This is a genomic window from Burkholderia sp. RF4-BP95, from assembly GCF_001521985.1.
Lineage (GTDB): Bacteria > Pseudomonadota > Gammaproteobacteria > Burkholderiales > Burkholderiaceae > Burkholderia > Burkholderia diffusa.
Genome location: NZ_LOSX01000018.1, coordinates 123,448 through 144,823 on the forward strand (window position 1 = coordinate 123,448; position 21,376 = coordinate 144,823).

Annotated in this window: 20 protein-coding genes; 16 read left to right on the forward strand and 4 right to left on the reverse strand. The window is 66.6% G+C overall.

Translation table 11 applies throughout. The features are described 5' to 3' along the window. Nucleotides 1–313 precede the first annotated feature (313 nt). The 6 genes from WS46_RS05285 (at nucleotide 314) to WS46_RS05315 (ending at nucleotide 6,242) form a co-directional block, all read left to right on the forward strand. Nucleotides 314–1,375: a helix-turn-helix domain-containing protein gene (locus tag WS46_RS05285; protein WP_059689512.1), complete on the forward strand. Its 1,062-nt coding sequence runs from the start codon at nucleotides 314–316 to the stop codon at nucleotides 1,373–1,375. After that, the gene (locus tag WS46_RS05290; protein ID WP_059689513.1) at nucleotides 1,324–2,640 is read left to right on the forward strand and encodes an Nramp family divalent metal transporter; all 1,317 of its coding nucleotides are present in this window, start codon (nucleotides 1,324–1,326) and stop codon (nucleotides 2,638–2,640) included. Before WS46_RS05285 ends, WS46_RS05290 begins: the two co-directional genes overlap by 52 nt. 79 nt (nucleotides 2,641–2,719) lie before the next feature. Beyond that, nucleotides 2,720–3,310: a phosphatase PAP2 family protein gene (locus WS46_RS05295; RefSeq protein ID WP_059689514.1), complete on the forward strand. Its 591-nt coding sequence runs from the start codon at nucleotides 2,720–2,722 to the stop codon at nucleotides 3,308–3,310. Between the two features lie 422 nt (nucleotides 3,311–3,732). After that, complete coding sequence (locus tag WS46_RS05305) at nucleotides 3,733–4,521, forward strand: SDR family oxidoreductase (RefSeq protein ID WP_059689516.1); 789 nt, start codon at nucleotides 3,733–3,735, stop codon at nucleotides 4,519–4,521. 34 nt (nucleotides 4,522–4,555) lie between these two features. Beyond that, nucleotides 4,556–5,572 (forward strand): NADP-dependent oxidoreductase, encoded by a 1,017-nt coding sequence (locus tag WS46_RS05310; RefSeq protein ID WP_059689517.1) that lies wholly within the window; start codon nucleotides 4,556–4,558, stop codon nucleotides 5,570–5,572. 166 nt (nucleotides 5,573–5,738) lie between these two features. Continuing rightward, complete coding sequence (locus tag WS46_RS05315; RefSeq protein WP_156443076.1) at nucleotides 5,739–6,242, forward strand: thioesterase; 504 nt, start codon at nucleotides 5,739–5,741, stop codon at nucleotides 6,240–6,242. Nucleotides 6,243–6,251: 9 nt separating this feature from the next. On the opposite strand, the gene WS46_RS05320 is transcribed toward WS46_RS05315, so the two are convergent. From WS46_RS05320 to WS46_RS05330, 3 genes are all read right to left on the reverse strand, one after another. After that, nucleotides 6,252–7,304: an AI-2E family transporter gene (locus tag WS46_RS05320; RefSeq protein WP_059531628.1), complete on the reverse strand. Its 1,053-nt coding sequence runs from the start codon at nucleotides 7,302–7,304 to the stop codon at nucleotides 6,252–6,254. Nucleotides 7,305–7,535: 231 nt separating this feature from the next. After that, a complete protein-coding gene (locus WS46_RS05325; protein ID WP_059531625.1) occupies nucleotides 7,536–8,120 on the reverse strand; it encodes a YSC84-related protein in 585 nt (194 codons plus the stop codon). A 64-nt stretch (nucleotides 8,121–8,184) separates the two neighbouring features. Further along, the gene (locus WS46_RS05330) at nucleotides 8,185–8,571 is read right to left on the reverse strand and encodes a YqjD family protein (RefSeq protein WP_059531622.1); all 387 of its coding nucleotides are present in this window, start codon (nucleotides 8,569–8,571) and stop codon (nucleotides 8,185–8,187) included. Between the two features lie 788 nt (nucleotides 8,572–9,359). On the opposite strand from WS46_RS05330, the gene WS46_RS05335 reads away from it, so the two are divergent. The 8 genes from WS46_RS05335 to WS46_RS05370 all read left to right on the forward strand — a co-directional run bounded on the left by WS46_RS05335 (nucleotide 9,360) and on the right by WS46_RS05370 (nucleotide 16,440). Further along, entirely contained in the window at nucleotides 9,360–9,713 is a 354-nt protein-coding gene (locus WS46_RS05335; protein ID WP_059689518.1) for a YciI family protein, read from the forward strand. A 125-nt stretch (nucleotides 9,714–9,838) separates the two neighbouring features. After that, on the forward strand, nucleotides 9,839–10,258 hold the full coding sequence (locus WS46_RS05340) for a YciI family protein (protein ID WP_059689520.1): 420 nt from the start codon (nucleotides 9,839–9,841) through the stop codon (nucleotides 10,256–10,258). Between the two features lie 35 nt (nucleotides 10,259–10,293). After that, nucleotides 10,294–10,710, forward strand: coding sequence for a VOC family protein (locus WS46_RS05345; RefSeq protein WP_059531616.1), 417 nt, complete (start codon nucleotides 10,294–10,296; stop codon nucleotides 10,708–10,710). Further along, nucleotides 10,707–11,975, forward strand: a complete 1,269-nt coding sequence (locus WS46_RS05350; RefSeq protein WP_059689522.1) for an RNA polymerase sigma factor — start codon at nucleotides 10,707–10,709, stop codon at nucleotides 11,973–11,975. The genes WS46_RS05345 and WS46_RS05350 overlap by 4 nt, the downstream gene beginning before the upstream one ends. 290 nt (nucleotides 11,976–12,265) lie before the next feature. Then, a complete protein-coding gene (locus tag WS46_RS05355; protein ID WP_059466550.1) occupies nucleotides 12,266–12,688 on the forward strand; it encodes a rubrerythrin family protein in 423 nt (140 codons plus the stop codon). Nucleotides 12,689–12,811: 123 nt separating this feature from the next. Next, nucleotides 12,812–14,149 carry a heterodisulfide reductase-related iron-sulfur binding cluster gene (locus tag WS46_RS05360; RefSeq protein WP_059690182.1) on the forward strand — a complete coding sequence of 446 codons (1,338 nt, stop codon included), beginning with the start codon at nucleotides 12,812–12,814 and terminating at the stop codon, nucleotides 14,147–14,149. A gap of 44 nt (nucleotides 14,150–14,193) precedes the next feature. Beyond that, entirely contained in the window at nucleotides 14,194–14,775 is a 582-nt protein-coding gene (locus WS46_RS05365; protein WP_059689524.1) for a DUF3501 family protein, read from the forward strand. Between the two features lie 723 nt (nucleotides 14,776–15,498). Beyond that, nucleotides 15,499–16,440, forward strand: coding sequence for a transposase (locus WS46_RS05370; RefSeq protein WP_059689526.1), 942 nt, complete (start codon nucleotides 15,499–15,501; stop codon nucleotides 16,438–16,440). A gap of 120 nt (nucleotides 16,441–16,560) precedes the next feature. Here WS46_RS05370 and WS46_RS05375 read toward each other — a convergent pair whose 3' ends face one another. Beyond that, nucleotides 16,561–18,087: a mannose-1-phosphate guanylyltransferase/mannose-6-phosphate isomerase gene (locus tag WS46_RS05375; protein WP_059689528.1), complete on the reverse strand. Its 1,527-nt coding sequence runs from the start codon at nucleotides 18,085–18,087 to the stop codon at nucleotides 16,561–16,563. A 427-nt stretch (nucleotides 18,088–18,514) separates the two neighbouring features. Here WS46_RS05375 and WS46_RS05380 point away from each other — a divergent pair, with 427 nt between their 5' ends. Further along, the gene (locus tag WS46_RS05380) at nucleotides 18,515–19,888 is read left to right on the forward strand and encodes an undecaprenyl-phosphate glucose phosphotransferase (protein ID WP_059532388.1); all 1,374 of its coding nucleotides are present in this window, start codon (nucleotides 18,515–18,517) and stop codon (nucleotides 19,886–19,888) included. A gap of 71 nt (nucleotides 19,889–19,959) precedes the next feature. Then, nucleotides 19,960–21,375: a UDP-glucose/GDP-mannose dehydrogenase family protein gene (locus tag WS46_RS05385; protein ID WP_059531601.1), complete on the forward strand. Its 1,416-nt coding sequence runs from the start codon at nucleotides 19,960–19,962 to the stop codon at nucleotides 21,373–21,375. The last annotated feature ends 1 nt before the right edge of the window (nucleotide 21,376 follow it).

The following is a 21,376-nucleotide window of genomic DNA, read 5'->3' on the forward strand; positions in this document are numbered from 1 at the left end:
GGATCGTGCGCACGATGCGAGCCTGCCCGTCGGCAGGCGCATTTCCATGCGGTAGCACCAGCGTTCGGCGACAGCCTGTAGAAATCCGCCATCATACTGTCCCGGTCAGCCATTTCATGCCAAAGACACGACCCGTTCGGCTAAGATGCCGTCGCTTCATATTTCGAGATAGCCGTCCCTGTCGCACGCGTTCAAACCAAATATAAGCCTGACAGTTCGACGGTATTACAAGAAGTCGAAACAGTCCGGGGGCTTGGCAGTGGAAGCAGCAGATCAGAGGTGGGTCGTAATCTATTTGAGTACGGGGTTTTCCTTGGCGCAGGCCGCGCGCCTTGGCGAGGCCTTCAATCTGGCGAATCGCCTGCACGCGTTCAGTGCGGATTACCAGTTGAAGTACGTATCGGAAAGCGGGGGATTGCTGCAGTCGTCGTCGGGCGTGCAGATCGCCGCCGATCCGCTCGGCGACGAGCACGGTCATCGTGCGCTCGCGTTCTTTCATCTTCATGGTGAGCGCGCGTCGGTCAACTGGAACGATGCATTGCGGCGTCGGCTCAGCGACATCCGCCGGCATGCGCGATGGATCGTCGACGCGATGGACCTGTCGACGCTCGCGGCGTCGCAGCGGCAGACGGATGGAAGTCACGCGCGAACCGATCGCGCGCGCCGGACGGCGGCCACGGTCGAACTGCAGGCCGGCGAGGCCGACGTGTTCTCGGCCGTGCTCGACATGTTCCGCGCCGATCTCGGCGACAGCGCCGCGCAGGAGATCGCCAGCAACCTGATGCGGCCGGTCGAGCAGCGCTATGCGCAGTCGATGTGGGCGTTTCGCGAGCTGAGCGCGAGCCCGTCGATCAGGATGTCGGCGCAACGGCTGCGCGCGCAGAGCGCGAACCGCATTTCGATCGCGGAAGTCGCGCAGACGGCCGCGATGAGCGAGCGCAATTTCCTGCGGCGCTTCAAGAAGGAAATCGGCGTGACGCCGACCGAGTTCGTGCAGCACGTGCGGCTCGAGCGCGCGTGCCACATGCTGATCCACACGACGCTGCCGGCCGACAAGGTCGCGCGGCGCACGGGCTTCGGCAGCGGGGAGCGTCTGGCGAAGCTGTTTCGCCAGCGCCTGCGGGTGTCGCCGACCGAATTTCGCGTCGCCGAGCGCGAGCGGATCCTGACGAACGGCGCCGGCGCGGCCGATCCGCAACTCGTGCCGCGGCCCGCGAAATCCGGCGGCGAGCGGGCGAGCCGGGGCGCGCGCGCCGACGCGCGGGAGAAAACGGGCCGGATAACCGTAAAATCACCGTGTCGCGATCACGATCCCCGGTTTCCATGCCCTTGCTCCCCACTACCGCCACAGCCCCCTTCTGCCCGTCGGAAGTAAAGGGCAGCATTACGATCGACGCCGGCGCGTCGCGCTGGATGAAGCTCAAGCGCTTCTTCGGCCCGGGCCTGCTGGTCGCGATCGGCTACATGGATCCCGGCAACTGGGCCACCGACATCCAGGCCGGCTCGCAGTTCGGCTATTCGCTGCTGTGGGTCGTCGCGTTCTCGAGCCTCGCCGCGATCTTCCTGCAGATGCTCGCCGCGCGGCTCGGCCTCGTCGCGGGCAAGGATCTCGCGCAGGCCAGCTACGACCGCTATGGCCGCTTCGGCCGCATCGTGCAGTGGGTGACCGCCGAGGTGTCGATCATCGCGTGCGACATCGCCGAAGTGCTCGGCTGCGCGCTGGCGTTCAAGCTGCTGCTCGGCGTGCCGCTCGCGTGGGGGATCGTGCTCACCGCGCTCGACACCGTGATCGTCCTCGGGCTGCAGGGCAAGGGCGTCCGGCAGATCGAGGCGATCGTGCTCGGGTTGATCGCGACGATGGCATTCTGCTTCGTCGCGCAGGTCGCGATCACGCCGCCCGACTGGCATGCGGTCGCTTCGGGGCTCGTGCCGGGCGATCCGGGCCATGACCACAAGGACGCGATCGTGCTCGCGCTCGGCATCGTCGGCGCGACGATCATGCCGCACAACCTGTATCTGCATTCGTCGGTCGTGCAGACGCGCCATGTCGTCGGCGGCGCGCGCGGCCTGATCCGCGACACGCTCGCGCTGGTGCGGATCGACACCTGCGTGTCGCTGTTCGTCGCGATGCTCGTCAATGCGGCGATCCTGGTCGTCGCGGGCGCGGCGTTCCATGCGACCGGCCAGCACGACGTGACCGACATCGAGCAGGCGTACCGGCTGATCACGCCGATCGCGGGCGGCGCGGCCGCGCTGCTGTTCGGCATCGCGCTGCTCGCTTCGGGGCAAAGCTCGACGCTGACCGGCACGATCGCCGGCCAGGTGATCATGGACGGCTTCCTGCACACGAAGATTCCGTGCTACCAGCGCCGGCTGATCACGCGCGGGCTCGCGCTGGCGCCTGCGCTGGTCGGCGTGCTGTGGCTCGGCGAGAACTCGGTCGGGCGACTGCTCGTCTGGAGCCAGGTGCTGCTGAGCCTGCAACTGCCGTTCGCGATGTGGCCGCTGATCCGGTCGGTCAGCGATCGCGACGTGATGGGCGAGCATGCGATCGGCCGCAGGATGCAGGTCGCCGCGTGGACGCTGTTCGCCGTCATCACCGGCACGAACCTGCTGCTGATTACGGGTGTCGCGGGCTGATACAGCCTGTCACAGGCTGAAACAGGCGCGTGGCGCGCGTGCGTTAAACTGCGCGTTTTCCAGCCGTTCGACGTCCGTTATGTGGAGTGAAATCAGCAACATCGGCGACGCCGCGCTGACCCTGCCGGTCGCGCTGACCTGCGCGGTCTGGCTCGCGCTGTCCGACTGGCGGCTCGCGGTGCGCTGGATCGTGCTGCTCGCGGCCGGCATGAGCCTGGTCGGGGCGACCAAGATTCTCTATGCGGGCTGCGGTGTCGAGATCCCGCAGTTCGACTTCCGCGTGATCAGCGGCCATACGATGCTGTCGACGTCCGTGTGGACCGTCGCGCTGTCGATGCTGTGGCAGGCCTTCCGTGCGGGCAAGGTGCCGGGCGTGGCGGCGGGCCTCGCCGTCGGCGCGGTGACGGCCGTCGCGCGCGTGTTCGACCATTCGCACACGATTCCCGAAGTCATTGTCGGCTGGCTGCTCGGCGCGCTGGTCGCGCTGGTGTTCCTGCGGACCTACGACCGGGCGCACAAGCGCTCGTTCTCGCCGCGCATCGCGGCCGTCTGCCTGCTGCTCGTGTCCGGCATCGCGTACGGGAATCGCGCACCGTTCCAGCAGATGATCGATACGCATTCCCCGCAGTTCTGTGCATTCGTGCGCACGTCGTCCGGCAACGGGTTCTGAAGGGCGTTTTTCCCGGGCGTCGGTGTCCCGGTGTCAGGCGAGGTGGTCGCCCGCGGCGGCGGCCCGCCGAGTCACATCCAATTCCTTCCTCGTCGTTACCAAAGTCCGGCGTTGCGCGTTCATTGAATCGATGTTCGCGGTGATCCGGCGCGCCGGACAGGTTCGTCCCGTCGCCCGGAGAGGCGAAGGTCATGAGCCAGGTCTATGACCGGGTATTACGAATATTCATTTCATCGATCGGCGGCAATCGCGTACGCTGGCGTTCGTTCGATCGTGGCCGGCAGCGGCGGCCTGCCCGATTTGTCCGACGCGGTGCGGCCGGCTCGCTATACTCGCGCAAACCGCGCGGCCGTCGGCCCGCGCGCGGCAACCGCCGTCGCGGCACCGGTCCGCCACGACGATTCACGATAGGAGCAGGTCCCATGACAGTCGTTTCCCCGCGCCTCGCAGGCAAGTGCGCGTACATCACGGGCGCCGCCGGCGGCCTCGGCCGCGCGATCGCGCGCCGGATGGTCGAGCAGGGCGCGCGCGTGTTCCTGACCGACATCGCCGACGCGGCGGTGCTCGACGCGTTCGCGCACGAACTCAATGCGGGACACGCGGCGCCGGTCGCGTTCGCGGCCACGCAGGACGTGCGCGACGAGGCGCGCTGGCAGGCGCTGCTCGCGCAGGCGAACGAAGCGATGGGCGGGTTGTCGGTGCTCGTCAACAATGCCGGCGTCGGATCGATCGGCGCGCCCGCGCAGATCGAGCTCGACGAATGGCGGCGCGTGATGGCGATCAACGTCGAGAGCATCGTGCTCGGCTGCAAGCATGCGCTGCCGTACCTGGGCGCGAGTCACCCGGCGTCGATCATCAACATCTCGTCGGTGGCCGCGTTCAAGGTCGAACCGGATTTCACCGCGTACAACGCGTCGAAGGCCGCGGTCGCGTCGCTGACGAAGTCGGTCGCGATTGACTGCGCGCGCCGCGAGCTCGACGTGCGCTGCAACTCGATTCACCCGGCGTTCATTCGCACGGGGATCGTCGAGCCGCTGTTCCAGTCGCTCGGCGAACGCGATGCGACGCGCAAGCTCGCACGCGGCATTCCGCTGCGCCGGCTCGGCGATCCGGACGACGTCGCGCATGCGGCCGTCTATCTCGCGTCCGACGAAAGCCGCTTCGTGACGGCCGCCGAACTCGTGATCGACGGCGGCATGTGCGCGGTCTGACGCACATCGACGACAACAACCGGAGGAGAACATCGTGTCGACACCCGTGAACCGCCAGCTGCTGCTGAAGACGCGCCCGGAAGGGCGGGTCGGCCGCGAACACTTTTCGCTCGTCGAAACGCCGGTGCCGGCGCTCGCCGACGGCGAAGTGCTCGTGCGCGTGCTGTATCTGTCGATGGATCCGACCAACCGCGTGTGGATGAGCGACGTCCCGCAATACCTGCCGCCCGTCGCGATCGGCGAAGTGATGCGCGCGCTCGGCATCGGGCGCGTGGTCGCGTCGCGCCATGCGGGTTTCGCGCAGGGCGATCTCGTGCAGGGGCTGGTCGGCTGGCAGGACTATGCGGTCGTGCCGGCCGACCAGGCCGCGCAGCTCGTGAAGCTGCCCGCGCAGTCGGGCCTGCCGCTGCCGACGCTGCTCGGCGCGTGCGGGATGAGCGGCCTGACCGCGTATTACGGGCTGACCGACATCGCGCCGGTGCAGCCCGGCGAGACGCTCGTCGTGTCGGCGGCGGCCGGGTCGGTCGGCTCGATCGCCGGCCAGATCGGCAAGATTCACGGCGCGCGCGTCGTGGGGATCGCGGGCGGCGCGGACAAGTGCCGCTACCTGACCGAGACGCTCGGCTTCGACGCGGCCGTCGACTACAAGGCCGACGATTTCCGAGAGCAACTGAAGGCAGCGACACCGGACGGCGTGCACGTGAACTTCGAGAACGTCGGCGGCGAGGTGATGCGCGCGGTGCTGTCGCGGATGGTGATCGGCGGGCGCGTCGCGCTGTGCGGCGTGATCTCGAACTACAACAGCGGCCGCGCGGCGGACGACGTCGGCGTGCTGATCTCGAAGCGGCTCACGATGCGCGGCTTCCTGATCCTCGACTACCGCAAGAGCCGCGAAGCGGTGCAGACGCTCGCCGGATGGCTGCGCGACGGCCGGCTCAAGGCCGAGGAAACCGTCGCCGACGGGCTCGAGAACGCTCCCGACGTGCTGAATCGACTGTTCGACGGCGACCATCGCGGCAAACTCGTGCTGCGCGTCGATCCGGACGCATGAGCTGCGGCATGCGCGCGCGTTGAGTCTGCATCGTCCGGCATCAATTTAAGACTCGTCCCATATATTGTTCCGGCCGCTCTCCTTAAAGTAATTGCCAGCAAACGGCGGCGTGACATGCGCGTCACGCCGCCGTTTTTCATTTGCGCGGCAAAACGGGAGGCGAAACATGCAAACGAAGACGGGGCAGGCGGCACCGGCGGCGGTGCGCGATCGAACGAAGCGGCGCATCGGCACAAGGTTGCGGATCGTCGCAACCGGGTTCGGCATCGCGTTCGCGATATCGGGCGCGGCAGCGGCCGAGCAGGCGCAAGCGAATGGCATCGTGCGATTCACCGGCGCGCTCGTCGATCTGTACGACGTGCGATTCGACGCGCCGTCGATCGGTGCGTCAAGCAGCGCGACCGCGGCGACACTCCGGTTCGATGCGCATGGCCGGCACCTGCCCGGCGCGCATGTGGCGCTCGTGGAACTGGACGGCCAGCCGCTTTCGCGGCCCGCGGAAGCGGCGGTTCGCGCGACATGGCGCGATGCGCGCGACGATCGGATCGTGCCGCTGGAAGCGGGGCGCGCGCATCGTGTCGGCCCGTATGGCGGCGAGCTGACGGTCGCGGGGCCGGACATGGAAACGGGCGCCGTGGCGCCCGTCGTGATCAGGATTCGACATCCGTGACGCGTTGCGTCATTCCCCTTGTTCGGCGCGCGCGTAGATGTCCCAGCTCGCCATGAACAGCGCGGCGACGAGCGGTCCGATCACGAAGCCGTTGATGCCGAACAGCGCCATCCCGCCGAGCGTCGAGATCAGCACGACCCAGTCGGGCATCTTCGTGTCCTTGCCGACGAGGATCGGTCGCAGCAGGTTGTCGACGAGGCCGATCACGCCGACGCAGAACGCGACGAGGATCACGCATTTCCAGATCGCGCCGATCGCGAGGAAGTAGAGCGCGGCGGGCACCCACACGAGGCTCGCGCCGATCGCCGGCAGCAGCGACAGGAACGCCATCAGCGCGCCCCACAGCACGACGCCCTCGATCCCGAGGATCCAGAAGATCAGGCCGCCGAGCGCGCCCTGCACGAGCGCGACCGCGATGTTGCCCTTCACGGTTGCGCGTACCACCGTCGTGAACTTCGCGAGCAGCAGGTTCTTGTGCTCTTCGTCGAGCGGCATCGCGCGGCGCACGCGGCGGCCGATCTCGCCGCCGTCGCGCAGCAGGAAGAACACCATGTACAGCATCACGCCGAAGCTGACGACGAACTGGAACGTGTTCTGTCCGATGCTGAGCGCCTGGGTTGCCGCGAACTGGCTGATCTGCGCGGCGCCGTCGGTCAGCTTCTTCTGGATGCCGGGGATGTTGGTCAGCCCGTATTTCTGCAGCAGGTTCTGGATCGACGTCGGCAGCGCGTGAATGATGTCATGGAAGTACTGCGAATAATTCGGTTGCGCGTTCTTGAGTTCCTGGTACACGTACGCGATTTCCTGCACGAGCGTCGCCGCGACGAACACGAGCGGCAGGATCACGATCAGGATGATCAGCGACATCGTCACGAGCGCGGCCAGGTTGCGCCGCTTGCCGAAGCGCGCGGCGAGCCAGCGCTGCACCGGCTGGAACAGGATCGCGAGAATGGTGCCCCAGAAGACGGCGCCGGAGAACGGCGCGAGAATCCAGCACAGTCCGACGGTGACCGCGAACAGCAGGAAATAGAAGAATTTTTGGTGATCGTGTCCGCTATCCATGGATGGTTCGCGCAGATTGATGCCTGGTTTGATTGAATTTCGTTGCCTCGGGCGCGATCGGCTCGCGAACGTCACGGGTTCGCGGCGAAGCGCGCGCAGGGCGGCCCGATGGGCAGTATGCCCGCAAAGGTGCCGCCATCATAGCCGCTGCGCGTGGCGCACGCGAAAACGCCGCGACCGGGGTCGCGGCGTTGCCGGGAAGCAAATCGGCCCTGGGGCCGTGCCGGCTCGTCAGATGTGGAGGCGGGTGACCTTGGTGCCGTTGACCGACAGGTCGCCCATCAGGCCCGCGTTGGTCAGGACCAGCACCTCGACCGGAGCGGTGGCCGTGTTGGAATCGACCGCACCGTTCGCGCCGACCTTCACGACCGCGACGGAGGCGTCGGCGCCGGCCGACCAGCCTTCGGACTTGCGGAACGAGTCGAGCGCGTCCTGCGTCATGAACAGGAACACGATCGCCTTCGATTGCGCGCCGGCCTGCAGGCCGACCGACAGCGACGACGTGTTGTAGTAGCCGACGGTGCTGCCGCCGACACGCAGCGCGCCGTTGCCGGACTGACCGCCAACGATGAAGCCGGCCTGCAGCACGTTCGGGAACACGAGCACGCCGCGCGATTTCGCGACGAGTTCACGCGAGCCTGGCACCGTCGAATAGAGGCGCGATAGCGTCGCATTCACGCTCGCGTCGATCGATTCGCGTTTCGACGCGCTGGCCGATGCGTTGTCGGGTTTGTCGGGCGTGGTGGTGCAACCGGCAAGGGCGAGACTGCCGAGCATGACGGCGGCGGCGGCCTTCAGGGCGAGAGACTTCTGCATGGCGTTTCTCCTTCGTTGTCGGGTTGAGAACGGATGGGGCGGGCGGCGGTGCGGGCAGCCCCGTTCAACGGCGGGCAAGCAGCAGGCCCGCGACGAACGCGAGGCCCGCGACGACGCCCGCGGTCTGCCATGGGTTGTCGTGCACGGCTTGCGACACGCGCTCGGCCGAATCGCGCAGCCGGGCGGCCGCGCTGCCCGACGCGTAGTCGAGCGTGCTGCGCGCTTCGTCGAGCCGCGACTGCACGCGCTTGCGCAGCGCGGCGATATCGCCGTCGCCGTCGTTCTTCAGCAGGTCTTCCAGTTCATCGACCAGCCCGCGCAGATCGTCGGACACGTCCGCATGCAGGTCGCGGGCGGCCGAGCGTGCCGAGCGTCCCACGCGCCGGCCGGTGCGACGGATATCGGACAGGCCGCGGTCCAGCTTGTGTTCGATCGAGTCGGTGAGCGCCATGATGTTTATCCTCCTTCGATTTGGTTTGCAGCCCGGATTTGCAGGCCCATTTGAAGATAAGACGAATCCCAGCAACCAATGTGATTCACATCAGCCAATTGAGTTTCGAGACAAATTTTCAATTCGTCGGCAAGTTTCCCGGGAAGCCCCGCGCGACGGGGCGCGGCGGCGGTTGAAAAAATTTCGCGCTTCGGGCGAAACGACGTAGCGAGCCGTTGCGCGACGTGAAAGTCCGGTAAATATGGCGTCGCCCGATGCGTCAGGTAAATAGTGCCATTGCACGTGCCGTGCCGATGCAATTGCACTAATCGTCCATTTCTTCGTGGAGCAGGGTTTGTGCCCGCGATGGCCTCAGGCGGTGCCGTCGTCCAGCCCGAGGCCGATGACGGCGGGACCGTGGTCCGACGAGCGATATGCAGCGGATGCGTAACAGGCGGCCCGTTGCGCCGGGGTTTTGTAATCGGGCATGGATTGCAGCGCGATCGGCTCGGCGGCGTCGGTGTGTCAGGCATGCACGGCCCACGCGCGCGGCGAAAATGGCGAAACGACGCGGCGGGCATGAACGGCGGCAGGCGTGACATGGAACGTTCCACGGGAAGAAAATTCGAAGGGTCGGGCAAGCATCCTGACGGCAAAATCGCGTGTTGTGATCGAATTGGCCATCAGGCCAGTGCCGAACGGCCAACGATGACGGCAGGGCCGGCCAGGGCTGCTACGCTTCGCATCTGACACATCGTTCCGGCCTGCGATCCGAACGCGTCCGCGCACGGCCCCCACAGGAGATTTCCATGTCCTACATGCTGTTGATCGTCGAACCGACCGGCCAGCGCGCCGAACGTACGCTCGAAGACGGGCAGGCGCTGTACGCGCGAATGGTCGATTTCGCGGAGACGCTGAAAGCGCGCGGCGTGCTGCGCGGCGTCGAGTCGCTGGAGCGCTCCGAGCGCGCGACGCGCGTGCAGGTGCGCGAAGGCGAGACGCGCCTCGTCGACGGCCCGTTCGCCGAGGCGAAGGAAATGGTCGGCGGCTTCTTCATCGTCGACGTCGACACGCGCGAGGAAGCGATCGAGATCGCGCGCCAGTGCCCGGCCGCGCAATGGTGCACGGTCGAAGTGCGCGCGGTCGGCCCGTGCTTTCTGTGACGGCTGCGCCTCGGTATTTACCCTGATTCGTCGCGCGGCACGTCGATCCGGCGGTCTGCCGCCCGTCGTCCGGATAAGGCGCCGATGAGCGGACGCCCCTTTTCACCGATGACAAGGAGTGAGCGATGCGATTCATGATCATGATCCGGGCGAACGCCGTCAGCGAATCCGATGCGTTGCCGGACAACCGGCTGGTCGAGGCGATGACGGTCTACCACGAGGAGCTGGCCAAGGCCGGCGTGCTGCTCGACGCGAACGGCTTGCGGCCGAGCGCGCGCGGCTGGCGCGTGCGGTACACCGGCGGCAAGGGCACGGTGGTCGACGGCCCGTTCGCGGAGACGAAGGAGCTGATTGCCGGCTACACGCTGATCCAGGTGCGCTCGCGCGACGAGGCGCTCGAATGGACGCGCCGGTTTCCCGCGCCGTTCGGCGCCGAAATGGACTGCGAGATCGAGGTGCGGCCGCTGTTCGAGCTCGACGACCTCACACCGAGCGACGCGGTCGAGCGGTTCCGCGATCTCCACGTCGGCCGCACCCACGCCTGAATCTGCCCGAATCCAATCTCACCGGAGCATCCGTCATGCACAAGATGGTTTTCATCAACCTGCCCGTGGCCGACCTGCCGCGCTCGAAGACGTTCTACCAGGCACTCGGCTTCGAAGTCGTACCGGCCTATACCAACGATCAGGCCGCCTGCATCAAGATCAGCGACACAATTTTCGCGATGCTGCTCGTGCGGCCGTTTTTCCAGACCTTCACCGGCAAGACCATCGTCGATCCGGCGACGCAGGTGCAGGCGCTGTCGTGCCTGTCGTGCGACAGCCGCGCCGAGGTCGACGAGATCGTCGCGAAGGCGCTCGCGGCCGGCGGGTCCGCGCCGCAAGCGCCGCGCGAGTATCCGAACATGTACGGCCACGGTTTCGACGATCCGGACGGCCACGCATGGGAGCTGATGGCCATGCCGCTGGATGCTGCCACCCAGGGGCAGGCGTCGTGACGCGTGAGGCGACTCACCGTGCGATCGAAGCGGTCTGGCGGATCGAGGCGCCGAAGATCATTGCCCGCGCCGCGCGCGTGGTGCGCGACGTCGGCGTGGCCGAGGAACTCGCGCAGGACACGCTCGTCGCGGCGCTCGAGCACTGGCCCGTCGACGGCGTGCCCGACAACCCGGCCGCATGGTTGATGACGGCCGTGAAGCGGCGCGCGCTCGATCGGGTCCGGCAGGAGTCGCTGCATGCGGCGAAGCGCGACCAGCTCGGGCATGAAATGGACGCGCTCGAAGCGCACGTCGTCCCCGACATCGCGGATGCGCTCGCCGATGCGAGCGACGACGATATCGGCGACGACCTGCTGCGGCTGATCTTCACGTCGTGCCATCCGGTGCTGTCGACCGATGCGCGCGTCGCGCTGACGTTGCGGCTGCTCGGCGGGTTGACCACGAGCGAGATCGCGCGCGCGTTCCTGTCGCCCGAGCCGACGATCGCGCAGCGCATCGTGCGCGCGAAGCGCACGCTCGCGGCGGCGCGCGTGCCGTTCGAGGTGCCAGCCGCCGATGCGCGGCCCGTGCGGCTCGCGTCGGTGCTCGAAGTGATCTACCTGGTGTTCAACGAAGGCCATGCGGCGACCGCGGGCGACGACTGGACGCGCCCGGCGTTGTGCGACGAGGCGCTGCGACTTGGCCGCGTGCTCGCCGGACTCATGCCGGACGAAAGCGAGGTGCTCGGGCTGGTCGCGCTGATGGAACTGCAGGCGTCGCGCATGCACGCGCGGACCGATGCGCAGGGGCGGCCCGTGCTGCTGCTCGACCAGGATCGCTCCCGCTGGGATCCGCTGCTGATCCGGCGCGGCCTCGCCGCGCTCGAGCGGGCGACGAAGCTCGGCGGCGTGCGCGGCCCGTATGCGCTGCAGGCCGCGCTGGCGGCGTGCCATGCGCGCGCGCGGCATGCGTCGGAAACGGACTGGGCGCAGATCGTCGCGCTTTACGACGCGCTGGCCGAAGTCGCGCCGTCGCCGGTCGTCGAGCTGAATCGCGCGGTGGCGGTGGGGATGGCGTTCGGGCCTGCCGCGGCACTGGAAATCGTCGACGTGCTGCGCGACGATCCGGCGCTCGCCCGCTATCACTGGTTGCCGAGCGTGCGCGGCGACCTGCTCGCGAAGCTCGGCCGCGCCGACGAAGCGAAGGTCGAGTTCCGTCGTGCGGCGGAGTTGACCCGCAACGAACGCGAAAGGGAATTGTTGTTGAAGCGCGCGACGGATGCGTGACGCCGGTGCAAGCGCACCGGGCGTCGCGCCCGAAACCAGAAGCCCGAAGCCGAATCCCGAGCGTAACGCCGACCCACCCGACGACGCGACCCATCCCGCCCCCGCCCGTCAACTGTCCCTCATTCCCGCCCTCCGCTATCGCGCGGATTGAAAAAGCCTATTGGGGGATGCGAACGCCAGCGCCTAGATTAAAAGGCACGAAGCGTGCGCGTCCGGCCTGCGCTTCGTTCCCCACATACATCATCGGCTCGGCTTCGCACGCGGCCGCGCCGACTCGAACGGAGGCGCAAATGGCTCAACTCAAGGGCAGCAAGACCGAAGAGAATCTGAAGGCCGCATTCGCGGGCGAATCGCAAGCGAACCGGCGCTATCTGTATTTCGCTTCGAAGGCCGACGTCGAAGGCCAGAACGACGTCGCCGCGCTGTTCCGCTCGACTGCCGAAGGCGAAACGGGCCACGCGCACGGCCACCTCGAATACCTCGAAGCAGTCGGCGATCCGGCGACGGGGCTGCCGTTCGGCTCGTCGCGGCTGAACCTCGAATCGGCGATCGCCGGCGAGACGCACGAATACACCGACATGTATCCGGGCATGGCGAAGACGGCGCGCGACGAAGGCTTCGACGAAATCGCGAACTGGTTCGAGACGCTCGCGAAGGCCGAGCGCAGCCACGCCAACCGCTATACGAAGGCGCTCGACGCACTCGTCGACTGACGCGAGTCCGGCAGCAAGGCAGCACGGCTCGGCCGGACATCGTGCGGCCGGCCGTGCGTTGATCGCTGCCCGCGTCACGCGGGCGGCGCGTCCGCGCGCATGCGCGCCACGCTGGAGCGCCCCATGCCACACAAGGAAGGCAGTCTCGAAGCCCCGACGCGGCATCCGCTCGACTGGCAGTCCGAAGCGTTCTACGACCAGGCCGCGATCGATGCGGAAATGACGCGCGTGTTCGACATCTGCGCCGGGTGCCGGCGCTGCGTGTCGTTGTGCGGTGCGTTTCCCGCGCTGTTCGATCTCGTCGACGACACGCCGATGGGCGACATCGAGGAAGTGCCGAAGGACGCGTTCGGCAAGGTCGTCGACCAGTGCTACCTGTGCGACCTCTGCTACATGACGAAATGCCCGTACGTGCCGCCGCACGCATGGAACGTCGACTTCCCGCACCTGATGCTGCGCGGCAAGGCGGCGCGCTACAAGCGCGGGGAGGCGCCGCTGCGCGACAAGGTGCTGTCGAACACCGACGCGCTTGGCCATTTCGCGGGCATTCCGATCGTCACGCAGGCGGTGAACGCGGTGAATCGCACGCCGCCCGCGCGCCACGCGCTCGAAGCGGCGCTCGGCGTCGATCGCAACGCATGGCTGCCGGAGTTCGCGCCGCGCAAGTTTCGGCGTGCCGCGAAACGCTCGGACGGCCCGCCGGTACGTGACGGCGAACGCACGCCCAGCAAGGTCGCGATTTACGCGACGTGCTACGTGAACTTCAACGAGCCGGGCATCGGCCACGACCTGCTCGCGATCCTCGCGCACAACGAAATCCCGTACGAGCTCGTCACGCGCGAAGCGTGCTGCGGGATGCCGCTCCTCGAGCAGGGCAACCTCGCGGGTGTCGCCGCGAAGAAGGCCGTGAACATTCCGGTGCTGGAGCGTTATGCGCGCGAAGGTTACGCGCTGATCGGCGCGATCCCGAGCTGCGTGCTGATGTACAAGAGCGAACTGCCGCTGATGTTTCCCGGCGACGACGCCGTGCGCGCGGTGGCCGACGCATTCTGGGATCCGTTCGAATACGTGATCGCGCGGCATCGCGACGGTTTGCTGAAGACCGATTTCAAGCAGGGCCTCGGCACCGTGTCGTATCACGTGCCGTGCCACGCGCGCGTGCAGAACATCGGCCGCAAGACGGCCGACACGCTGTCGCTCGTGCCCGATACGCGCGTGAACGTCGTCGAGCGCTGCTCGGGGCATGCGGGCACGTTCGGCGTGAAGAAGGCCTTTCATGCGGACGCGATGCGGATCGGTGCGCCGGTGTTCAAGGCGATGGCCGAGCCGAAGCCGGACGTCGTGTCGTCGGACTGCGCGCTCGCCGGCCATCACATCGTGCAGGGCATCGACGAGAAAGGGTTGCCCGCCGCGCCGCTCGCGCATCCGCTGACGCTGCTGCGCCGCGCGTACGGCATCTGAACCGGCCGCTCCACGAAGACATCGACGCTATCCAAGGACACGCCATGACGCTGACCCGCGACTCGCTGCTGACGCTCGAAGCGTACGCGAAGATCCGCAAGGCCGAACACGCGCGGCTCGTCGCGTACAAGCGCCGCCGCGCGGTGGCGCTCGGCAACCATCTGCGCCTCCTGTTCGAGGACGAGACCACGATCCGCTACCAGATCCAGGAAATGCTGCACATCGAGAAGATCTTCGACGAGGCCGGCATCGAAGGCGAACTGGAAGCCTATCTGCCGCTCGTGCCCGACGGCACCAACCTGAAGGCGACGTTGCAGATCGAATACGAGCACGAGGCCGAACGGCGGGCGGCGCTCGCGCGGCTGATCGGCGTCGAGGATCGCGTGTACCTGCGCGTCGACGGGCACCTCGACGTCTATGCGATCGCCGACGAGGATCTCGATCGCGACAACGCGGAGAAGACCTCGGCCGTGCATTTCGTGCGCTTCGAACTGGACGGGCCGATGCGCGCGGCGCTCAAGGGCGGCGCGACGCTGTCGATCGGCTGCGATCACCCGGCCTATACGATGCCGCCGCAACGCGTGGACGCGGACGTCGCCGCGTCGCTGGCCGGCGACTTGCGCTGACGCGCGCGGCCCGGCGCCGCTTCCCGTATCGCGCGGATTCCCCACATCGTTCCGACCCGAAACGCGGCGCCCGATCGTCGCGCCCGCCGCCGTTGCCTGTCCGCTACGGCGAGATGTAACAGGCTCGTCGACGCTTGCATGCCGGGAAACGATGTGCATCGGCCTCAGAGCGCTTTCATTACTCGCGGAGAAACAATAACAAGATTGTGCGATGGGAAAATTCAGTCGAATGCAATTTGAACGAATTACCGATCCGTGAATATCTTGTTACGAATTTTTCCCTGATTTACCGATTTTCGGCGGCGATTCCCGGGAGGGTTGCGGGTAAGGGTCGGAACAACGCCGGAGGCCTGCCTGGCGGGCCTCGCAGAGCCCCGCCAGACGGGGCTTCCCAGCATCTCGCATAAGGATCGCGTAAAAAAATTCAAGCGTAAATTGATTGCGCATCCATGGCAGGTTGTTTCAGTGCGTAACATTAAGTCATTGTCATATTGAGATAAACCCTGAGGATGGTATGCTTCGTGCACAAAAATTCCCACATTGGAGTGAGACCGTAGTTTGTGCGCCATAGCCGTGAATGGCGGCACCGTGAAAGTGCGGTGTCGCACCGGCATGCACAACGATCGGATAACCATAATGTGCAACCGGGCCGCCCCGTGACGCGATGCGTGACGACGGCGCCGACAATCGCAGCCCCGGCCTGGCTGCGTGGAGAAATCGACTATGTTCTTCGATGAGCTTAACGATGAAGAGTGGTTTCGACTTTCAGCGCTGATCGCCGATGAACCCATTCGGCTGAACCGTCGAGGCCGTCCGCGAGCCGAGCCGCGCGTCGTCGCCAACGCGGTTCTCTGGATCCTGACGACCGGTGAAGCGTGGTCGAAACTACCCGGGCGCTATCCGTCCGGGCCGACGTGCCGCCGCCGCTACGAGGAGTGGCTCGCGAACGGCACGCTGCTGCAGATGATTGACGTGCTGACCCAGTTCAGCGGGCGCACGTTCGCGTACGTGCCGCCACCGCCGGCGCCGGTCGCACCGGCATGCCGTGCGGAGCCCGTGCCCGACAACGACCGTCTGCGCGGCGTGTTCTGGCAGAACCCCGAGTCGTGGCAACTGCCGGTCGCGCAGGCAAACGTTTGGGATGGCGAGGGCGCTTCGCTGACCGCGATGCCGAGCGGCGCCGCCGAAGCATCGTCCGGCGCGTCGTTCGCGGTGCCGGGCGCGCAGCCCGCGGGGCTGCGTCACGGGCGTCCGTCCGCCGCGAGCTTCGCCGCGGCCGAGCCGCAAGTCGACGAATACCGCGGCTATACGATCAGCGGCAGCGCGCAGCCGGTGCAGAACCTGATGTACCGCGCGTGGGCCGAGATCATGCAGGACGACCGGCGCGTCGAGCGCTCGGGCCTGATCGGCCCGCGCTTCACCGATGCGGAGGAAGCGGAGCAGTACGCGCTCGACTGGGCGCGTCAGTGGATCGATCGCCATGGAGCGAGCGACGAACCGGTGCGTGCGCCGCAAAGCGAGGTGCTGGCCGGCCTGTCCGCGCTGGCGCGTGCCGAGTCGGACATCAAGCGCTTCATCGCCGAGCGTCGTGCGGGCGCATTGTCCGAGGGCCGCAACGACCCGGTGCAAGCGGACCGCCGAGAATACGCGTATCGCGTAGGTTGATCGTCGTCCGAACGAAAACGCGCGGGTCGTCGTCCGTCACGACGCCCGCGCGTTTTTTTTGTTCGTCATTTCCGCGATGCCGGGTGCACCGTCGAGACGGCGCGCCCGGCGGACATCGCGTCACTGGCGTCCGTAGGTATCGTCGAAGCGGACGATGTCGTCCTCGCCGAGATACGCGCCCGACTGCACTTCGATCAGTTCGAGCGGCATCTTGCCCGGGTTCTCGAGACGGTGCGACACGCCGAGCGGGATGTACGTCGATTCGTTTTCGGACAGCAGGAAGGTTTCGTCGCCGCGCGTGATGCGCGCGGTGCCGCGCACGACGATCCAGTGTTCGGCGCGGTGGTGGTGCATCTGCAGCGACAGTCGCGCGCCCGGCTTCACGACGATGCGTTTCACCTGGAAGCGCTCGCCCGTGTCGACCGAGTCGTAATGCCCCCACGGGCGATGGACCTTGCGGTGATCGGTCGCTTCGGCGCCGCGTTCGGCCTTGATGCGCCCGACGATCTTCTTCACGTCCTGCACGCGGGACTTGTCGGCGACGAGCACGGCATCGGGCGTTTCGACGACGACGAGATTGTGCGTGCCGACACACGCGACGAGCCGGCTTTCCGAATGCGCGAAGGTCGATTCGGCGTTTTCGAACAGCACGTGGCCGCGGCCGACGTTCTCGGATTCGTCCTTCGGCAGGATCTGCCAGATCGCGTCCCACGAACCGACGTCCGACCAACCCGCGTCGAGCGGCACGACGACGCTTTCGCACAGCTGCGGCAGGTTCACGAGCCGCTCCATCACCGCGTAGTCGATCGAGTTCGACGGCGACGCGGCGAACGCGTCGCGATCGACGCGGAAGAAGTCGCCGTCGTCCTTGCCGCGTGCGACGGCCTGCTCGCAGGCCGCGAGGATCTCGGGTTCGAGCTGGCGGATCGCGTTCAGCCACACCGACGCGCGCACGATGAAGATCCCGCTGTTCCACCAGTATTCGCCGGATGCGACGTACTGCTGCGCAAGTTCGAGATGCGGCTTCTCGACGAAGCGGTCGAGACGGCGCACGTCGAGGTTGCCGGTGGCGGCGTCGCCGAGCGGCGCGCCGACGCGGATGTAGCCGTAGCCCGTTTCGGCGCGGCCCGGCACGATGCCCATCGTCGCGATCTTGCCCTGGGCCGCGCAGTGCACGCCGGCCGCGACGGCCGCATGAAAGCGCGGCTGGTCGGCCACCGCGTGGTCGGCCGGCATCACGGTCATCACGGCATCGCCGCCGCCGGCGACGATCCGCAGCGCGGCGAGCGTCAGCGCGGGCGCGGTGTCGCGGCCGAGCGGCTCGAGCATGATCGATGCACGCTTGCCGGTCAGGCGCAGTTGTTCGGCGGTCGTGAAGCGGTGATCCTCGCCGCACACGATCAGCACGTCGTCGTTCAGCGGATGGCCGGTCGCGAGGCCGTCGAGCCGCAGCGCGGTGGATTGCAGCAGCGAATGATCGCCGAGCAGGCCGATCAGCTGTTTCGGATAGTGTTCGCGCGACATCGGCCACAGACGCGTGCCCGAACCGCCGGCAAGGATCACCGGCTGCACCGCGACACGCGTCGCGGCGTCGGTTGCGGCGGAAGAAGAAGGGCGCGTATCGGCTGCCACGGCCGGAGCATTCATGATGACACTCTCCTCGATTGAAGTCAGTGCCTGTTTTGTAGCATGAAGTAAATCGACAATAAAACCGGGCGATATGCGCGGTATTCGGCGAGCATGCGTCATGGAAATTTTTCCCCTATCGCACGCGATGCAAATAAAAAAATAAAAAATAATTCGATGAATCGGGCTGGGTCCCCATCCTGCAAAGGGTTGCCGGGGTCCGTAAAGTTCTCGAAAAAATCCCGATTCACGACCGATTCGGGAAAACGTGCCGATTTAATTCAAGAATCGCGCGGCAAGAATTTCCGATTATTTTTCGAAATACTTGAGCGCTTGAGGCGCGATTTTCTTGTCGCTTCAATAGCGTCATGCAACGTTTGAATCGAAGGTGCGGCACGGGCTGCACGAGGAGCTGTTCGGCAAACGCCTGTTCAAAGAGGAAGCGGACATGTTGAGCGTGCTGGCGAGAGTCATCGATATTGCGATGGTCGTGTTGGGGGCATTGATCGCCGCCGCGCTGCACGGCGGCAGCATCTGGCTCAACGACCTGCAGCGCACGACGGTGCTGTTCGACTGCCTGCTGGTCGTCGTGTTCTTTCCGGCGATCGGCATTTACCAGTCGTGGCGCGGCAAGCGCCTCGTCGGGCTGGTGGGGCGCGTCGCGTTCGCGTGGCTGGTGGTCGAGCTCGCGGGCATCCTGATGAGCTTCAGCTTCCACCAGTCGGGCGACCTGTCGCGACTGTGGCTCGGCTACTGGGCGCTCGTGACGATGGCGCTGCTTGCCGGCTCCAAGGCTTGCGTGCACGTCGTGCTCCGGCAGCTGCGCCGCGGCGGCTACAACCTGAAGGCGGTGGCGATCGTCGGCGGCACGCCGGCGGCGCGGCGGCTGATCGCACAGATGCGGGCGCGTCCGGAAGCGGGCTTCAACCCGGTGTGCGTGTACGACGAAAGCGAAGTGCCGGGCGAAGTCGCGCTCGACGACGTGCGCATCGAGCGGCAGTTCGAATCGCTGGTGTGGCTGGTGCGCAGCCGCGCGATCAGCGAGCTGTGGCTCACGCTGCCGATCACGGAGGAGCGCCGGATTCACCAGATCGTGACGGTGTTCCGCCACGACTTCGTGAATATCCGTTTCATTCCGGACGTGCGCACGCTGTCGTTCTTCAACCAGGAAGTGGTCGAGGTGCTCGGCGTGCCGGCGATCAACCTCGCGGCGTCGCCGATCACCGACGTGCGGATCCTGCCGAAGTTCGTGTTCGACCGGCTGTTCGCGCTGGCCGCGCTCACGGCGCTTGCGCCGGCGATGGTGCTGATCGCGTGCCTGATCAAGCTCACGTCGCGCGGGCCGGTGTTCTTCCGCCAGAAGCGCAAGGGCATCGACGGCCACGAGTTCGAGATCTACAAGTTCCGCTCGATGAAGGTGCATCAGGAAGTCGCCGGACAGGTCACGCAGGCGACCAAGAACGACTCGCGCGTGACGCCGGTCGGCCGCTTCCTGCGCCGCACGAGCCTCGACGAACTGCCGCAGTTCATCAACGTGCTGAAGGGCGAGATGTCGGTCGTCGGCCCGCGGCCCCATGCGCTCGCGCACGACGACATCTACAAGGATCTGGTGAAGGGCTACATGTTCCGCTACCGGATCAAGCCGGGCATCACCGGCTGGGCGCAGATCAACGGCTTTCGCGGCGAGACCGACCAGATCGAGAAGATGATGGGACGCGTGAAGCTCGATCTGTACTACATGCAGAACTGGTCGTTCTGGCTCGACATCAAGATCGTCGTGCTGACGCTCTGGAAAGGCTTCACCGGCAGCAACGCGTACTGACGCGGTTTCATCCCGCGCAGACACTCCGGTTTCACGAATTTCGAATCATTGGTCACGAGGTCCGACACATCATGAATCTGACTATCATCGGCAGCGGTTACGTAGGTCTTGTCACCGGCGCCTGTCTCGCCGACATCGGGCACGACGTGTTCTGTCTCGACGTCGATCAGGCGAAGATCGACGTCCTGAACAACGGCGGCGTGCCGATCCACGAGCCGGGCCTCAAGGAAGTCATCGCGCGCAACCGCGCGGCCGGCCGCCTGCGCTTCTCGACCGACATCGAGGCCGCGGTCGCGCACGGCGACGTGCAGTTCATCGCGGTCGGCACGCCGCCCGACGAGGACGGTTCGGCCGACCTGCAATACGTGCTCGCGGCGGCGCGCAACATCGGCCGCTACATGAAAGGCTTCAAGGTGATCGTCGACAAGTCGACGGTGCCGGTCGGCACGGCCGAGCGCGTGCGCGCGGCGGTGGCCGAGGAACTCTCGAAGCGCGGCGGCGACGCCCCGATGTTCTCGGTCGTGTCGAATCCGGAATTCCTGAAGGAAGGCGCGGCGGTCGACGATTTCACGCGGCCGGACCGCATCGTGATCGGCTGCGACGACGACGTGCCGGGCGAGCGCGCGCGCGAGCTGATGAAGAAGCTCTACGCGCCGTTCAACCGCAACCACGAACGCACGCTGTACATGGACGTGCGCTCGGCCGAATTCACGAAATACGCGGCGAACGCGATGCTCGCGACGCGCATCTCGTTCATGAACGAGCTCGCGAACCTGGCCGACCGCTTCGGCGCCGACATCGAGGCCGTGCGCCGCGGGATCGGTTCCGATCCGCGCATCGGCTATCACTTCCTGTATGCGGGCTGCGGCTACGGCGGCTCGTGCTTCCCGAAGGACGTCGAGGCGCTGATCCGCACCGCCGACGAGCACGGCCAGTCGCTGCAGATCCTGAAGGCCGTGTCGTCGGTCAACGCGACGCAAAAGCGCGTGCTCGCCGACAAGATCGTCGCGCGTTTCGGCGAGGACCTGACGGGCCGCACGTTCGCGATCTGGGGTCTCGCGTTCAAGCCGAACACCGACGACATGCGCGAGGCACCGAGCCGCGAGCTGATCGCCGAGCTGCTGTCGCGCGGCGCGCGCATCGCGGCGTACGACCCGGTCGCGCAGCAGGAAGCGCGCCGCGTGCTCGCGCTCGATCTCGCGGATCACCCGAGCTGGCTCGAGCGTCTCACCTTCGTCGACGACGAGGCCCAGGCCGCGCGCGATGCCGACGCGCTCGTGATCGTCACCGAATGGAAGGCGTTCAAGAGCCCGGATTTCGTCGCGCTCGGCCGTCAATGGAAATCGCCGGTGATCTTCGACGGCCGCAACCTGTACGAGCCGGAGACGATGAGCGAGCAGGGCATCGAATACCACCCGATCGGCCGCCCCGGCTCGCGCCAGGCCGTCGCCGCCCGCGTGCCGGGCGCCGCGCGCGCCAACGCGTAAT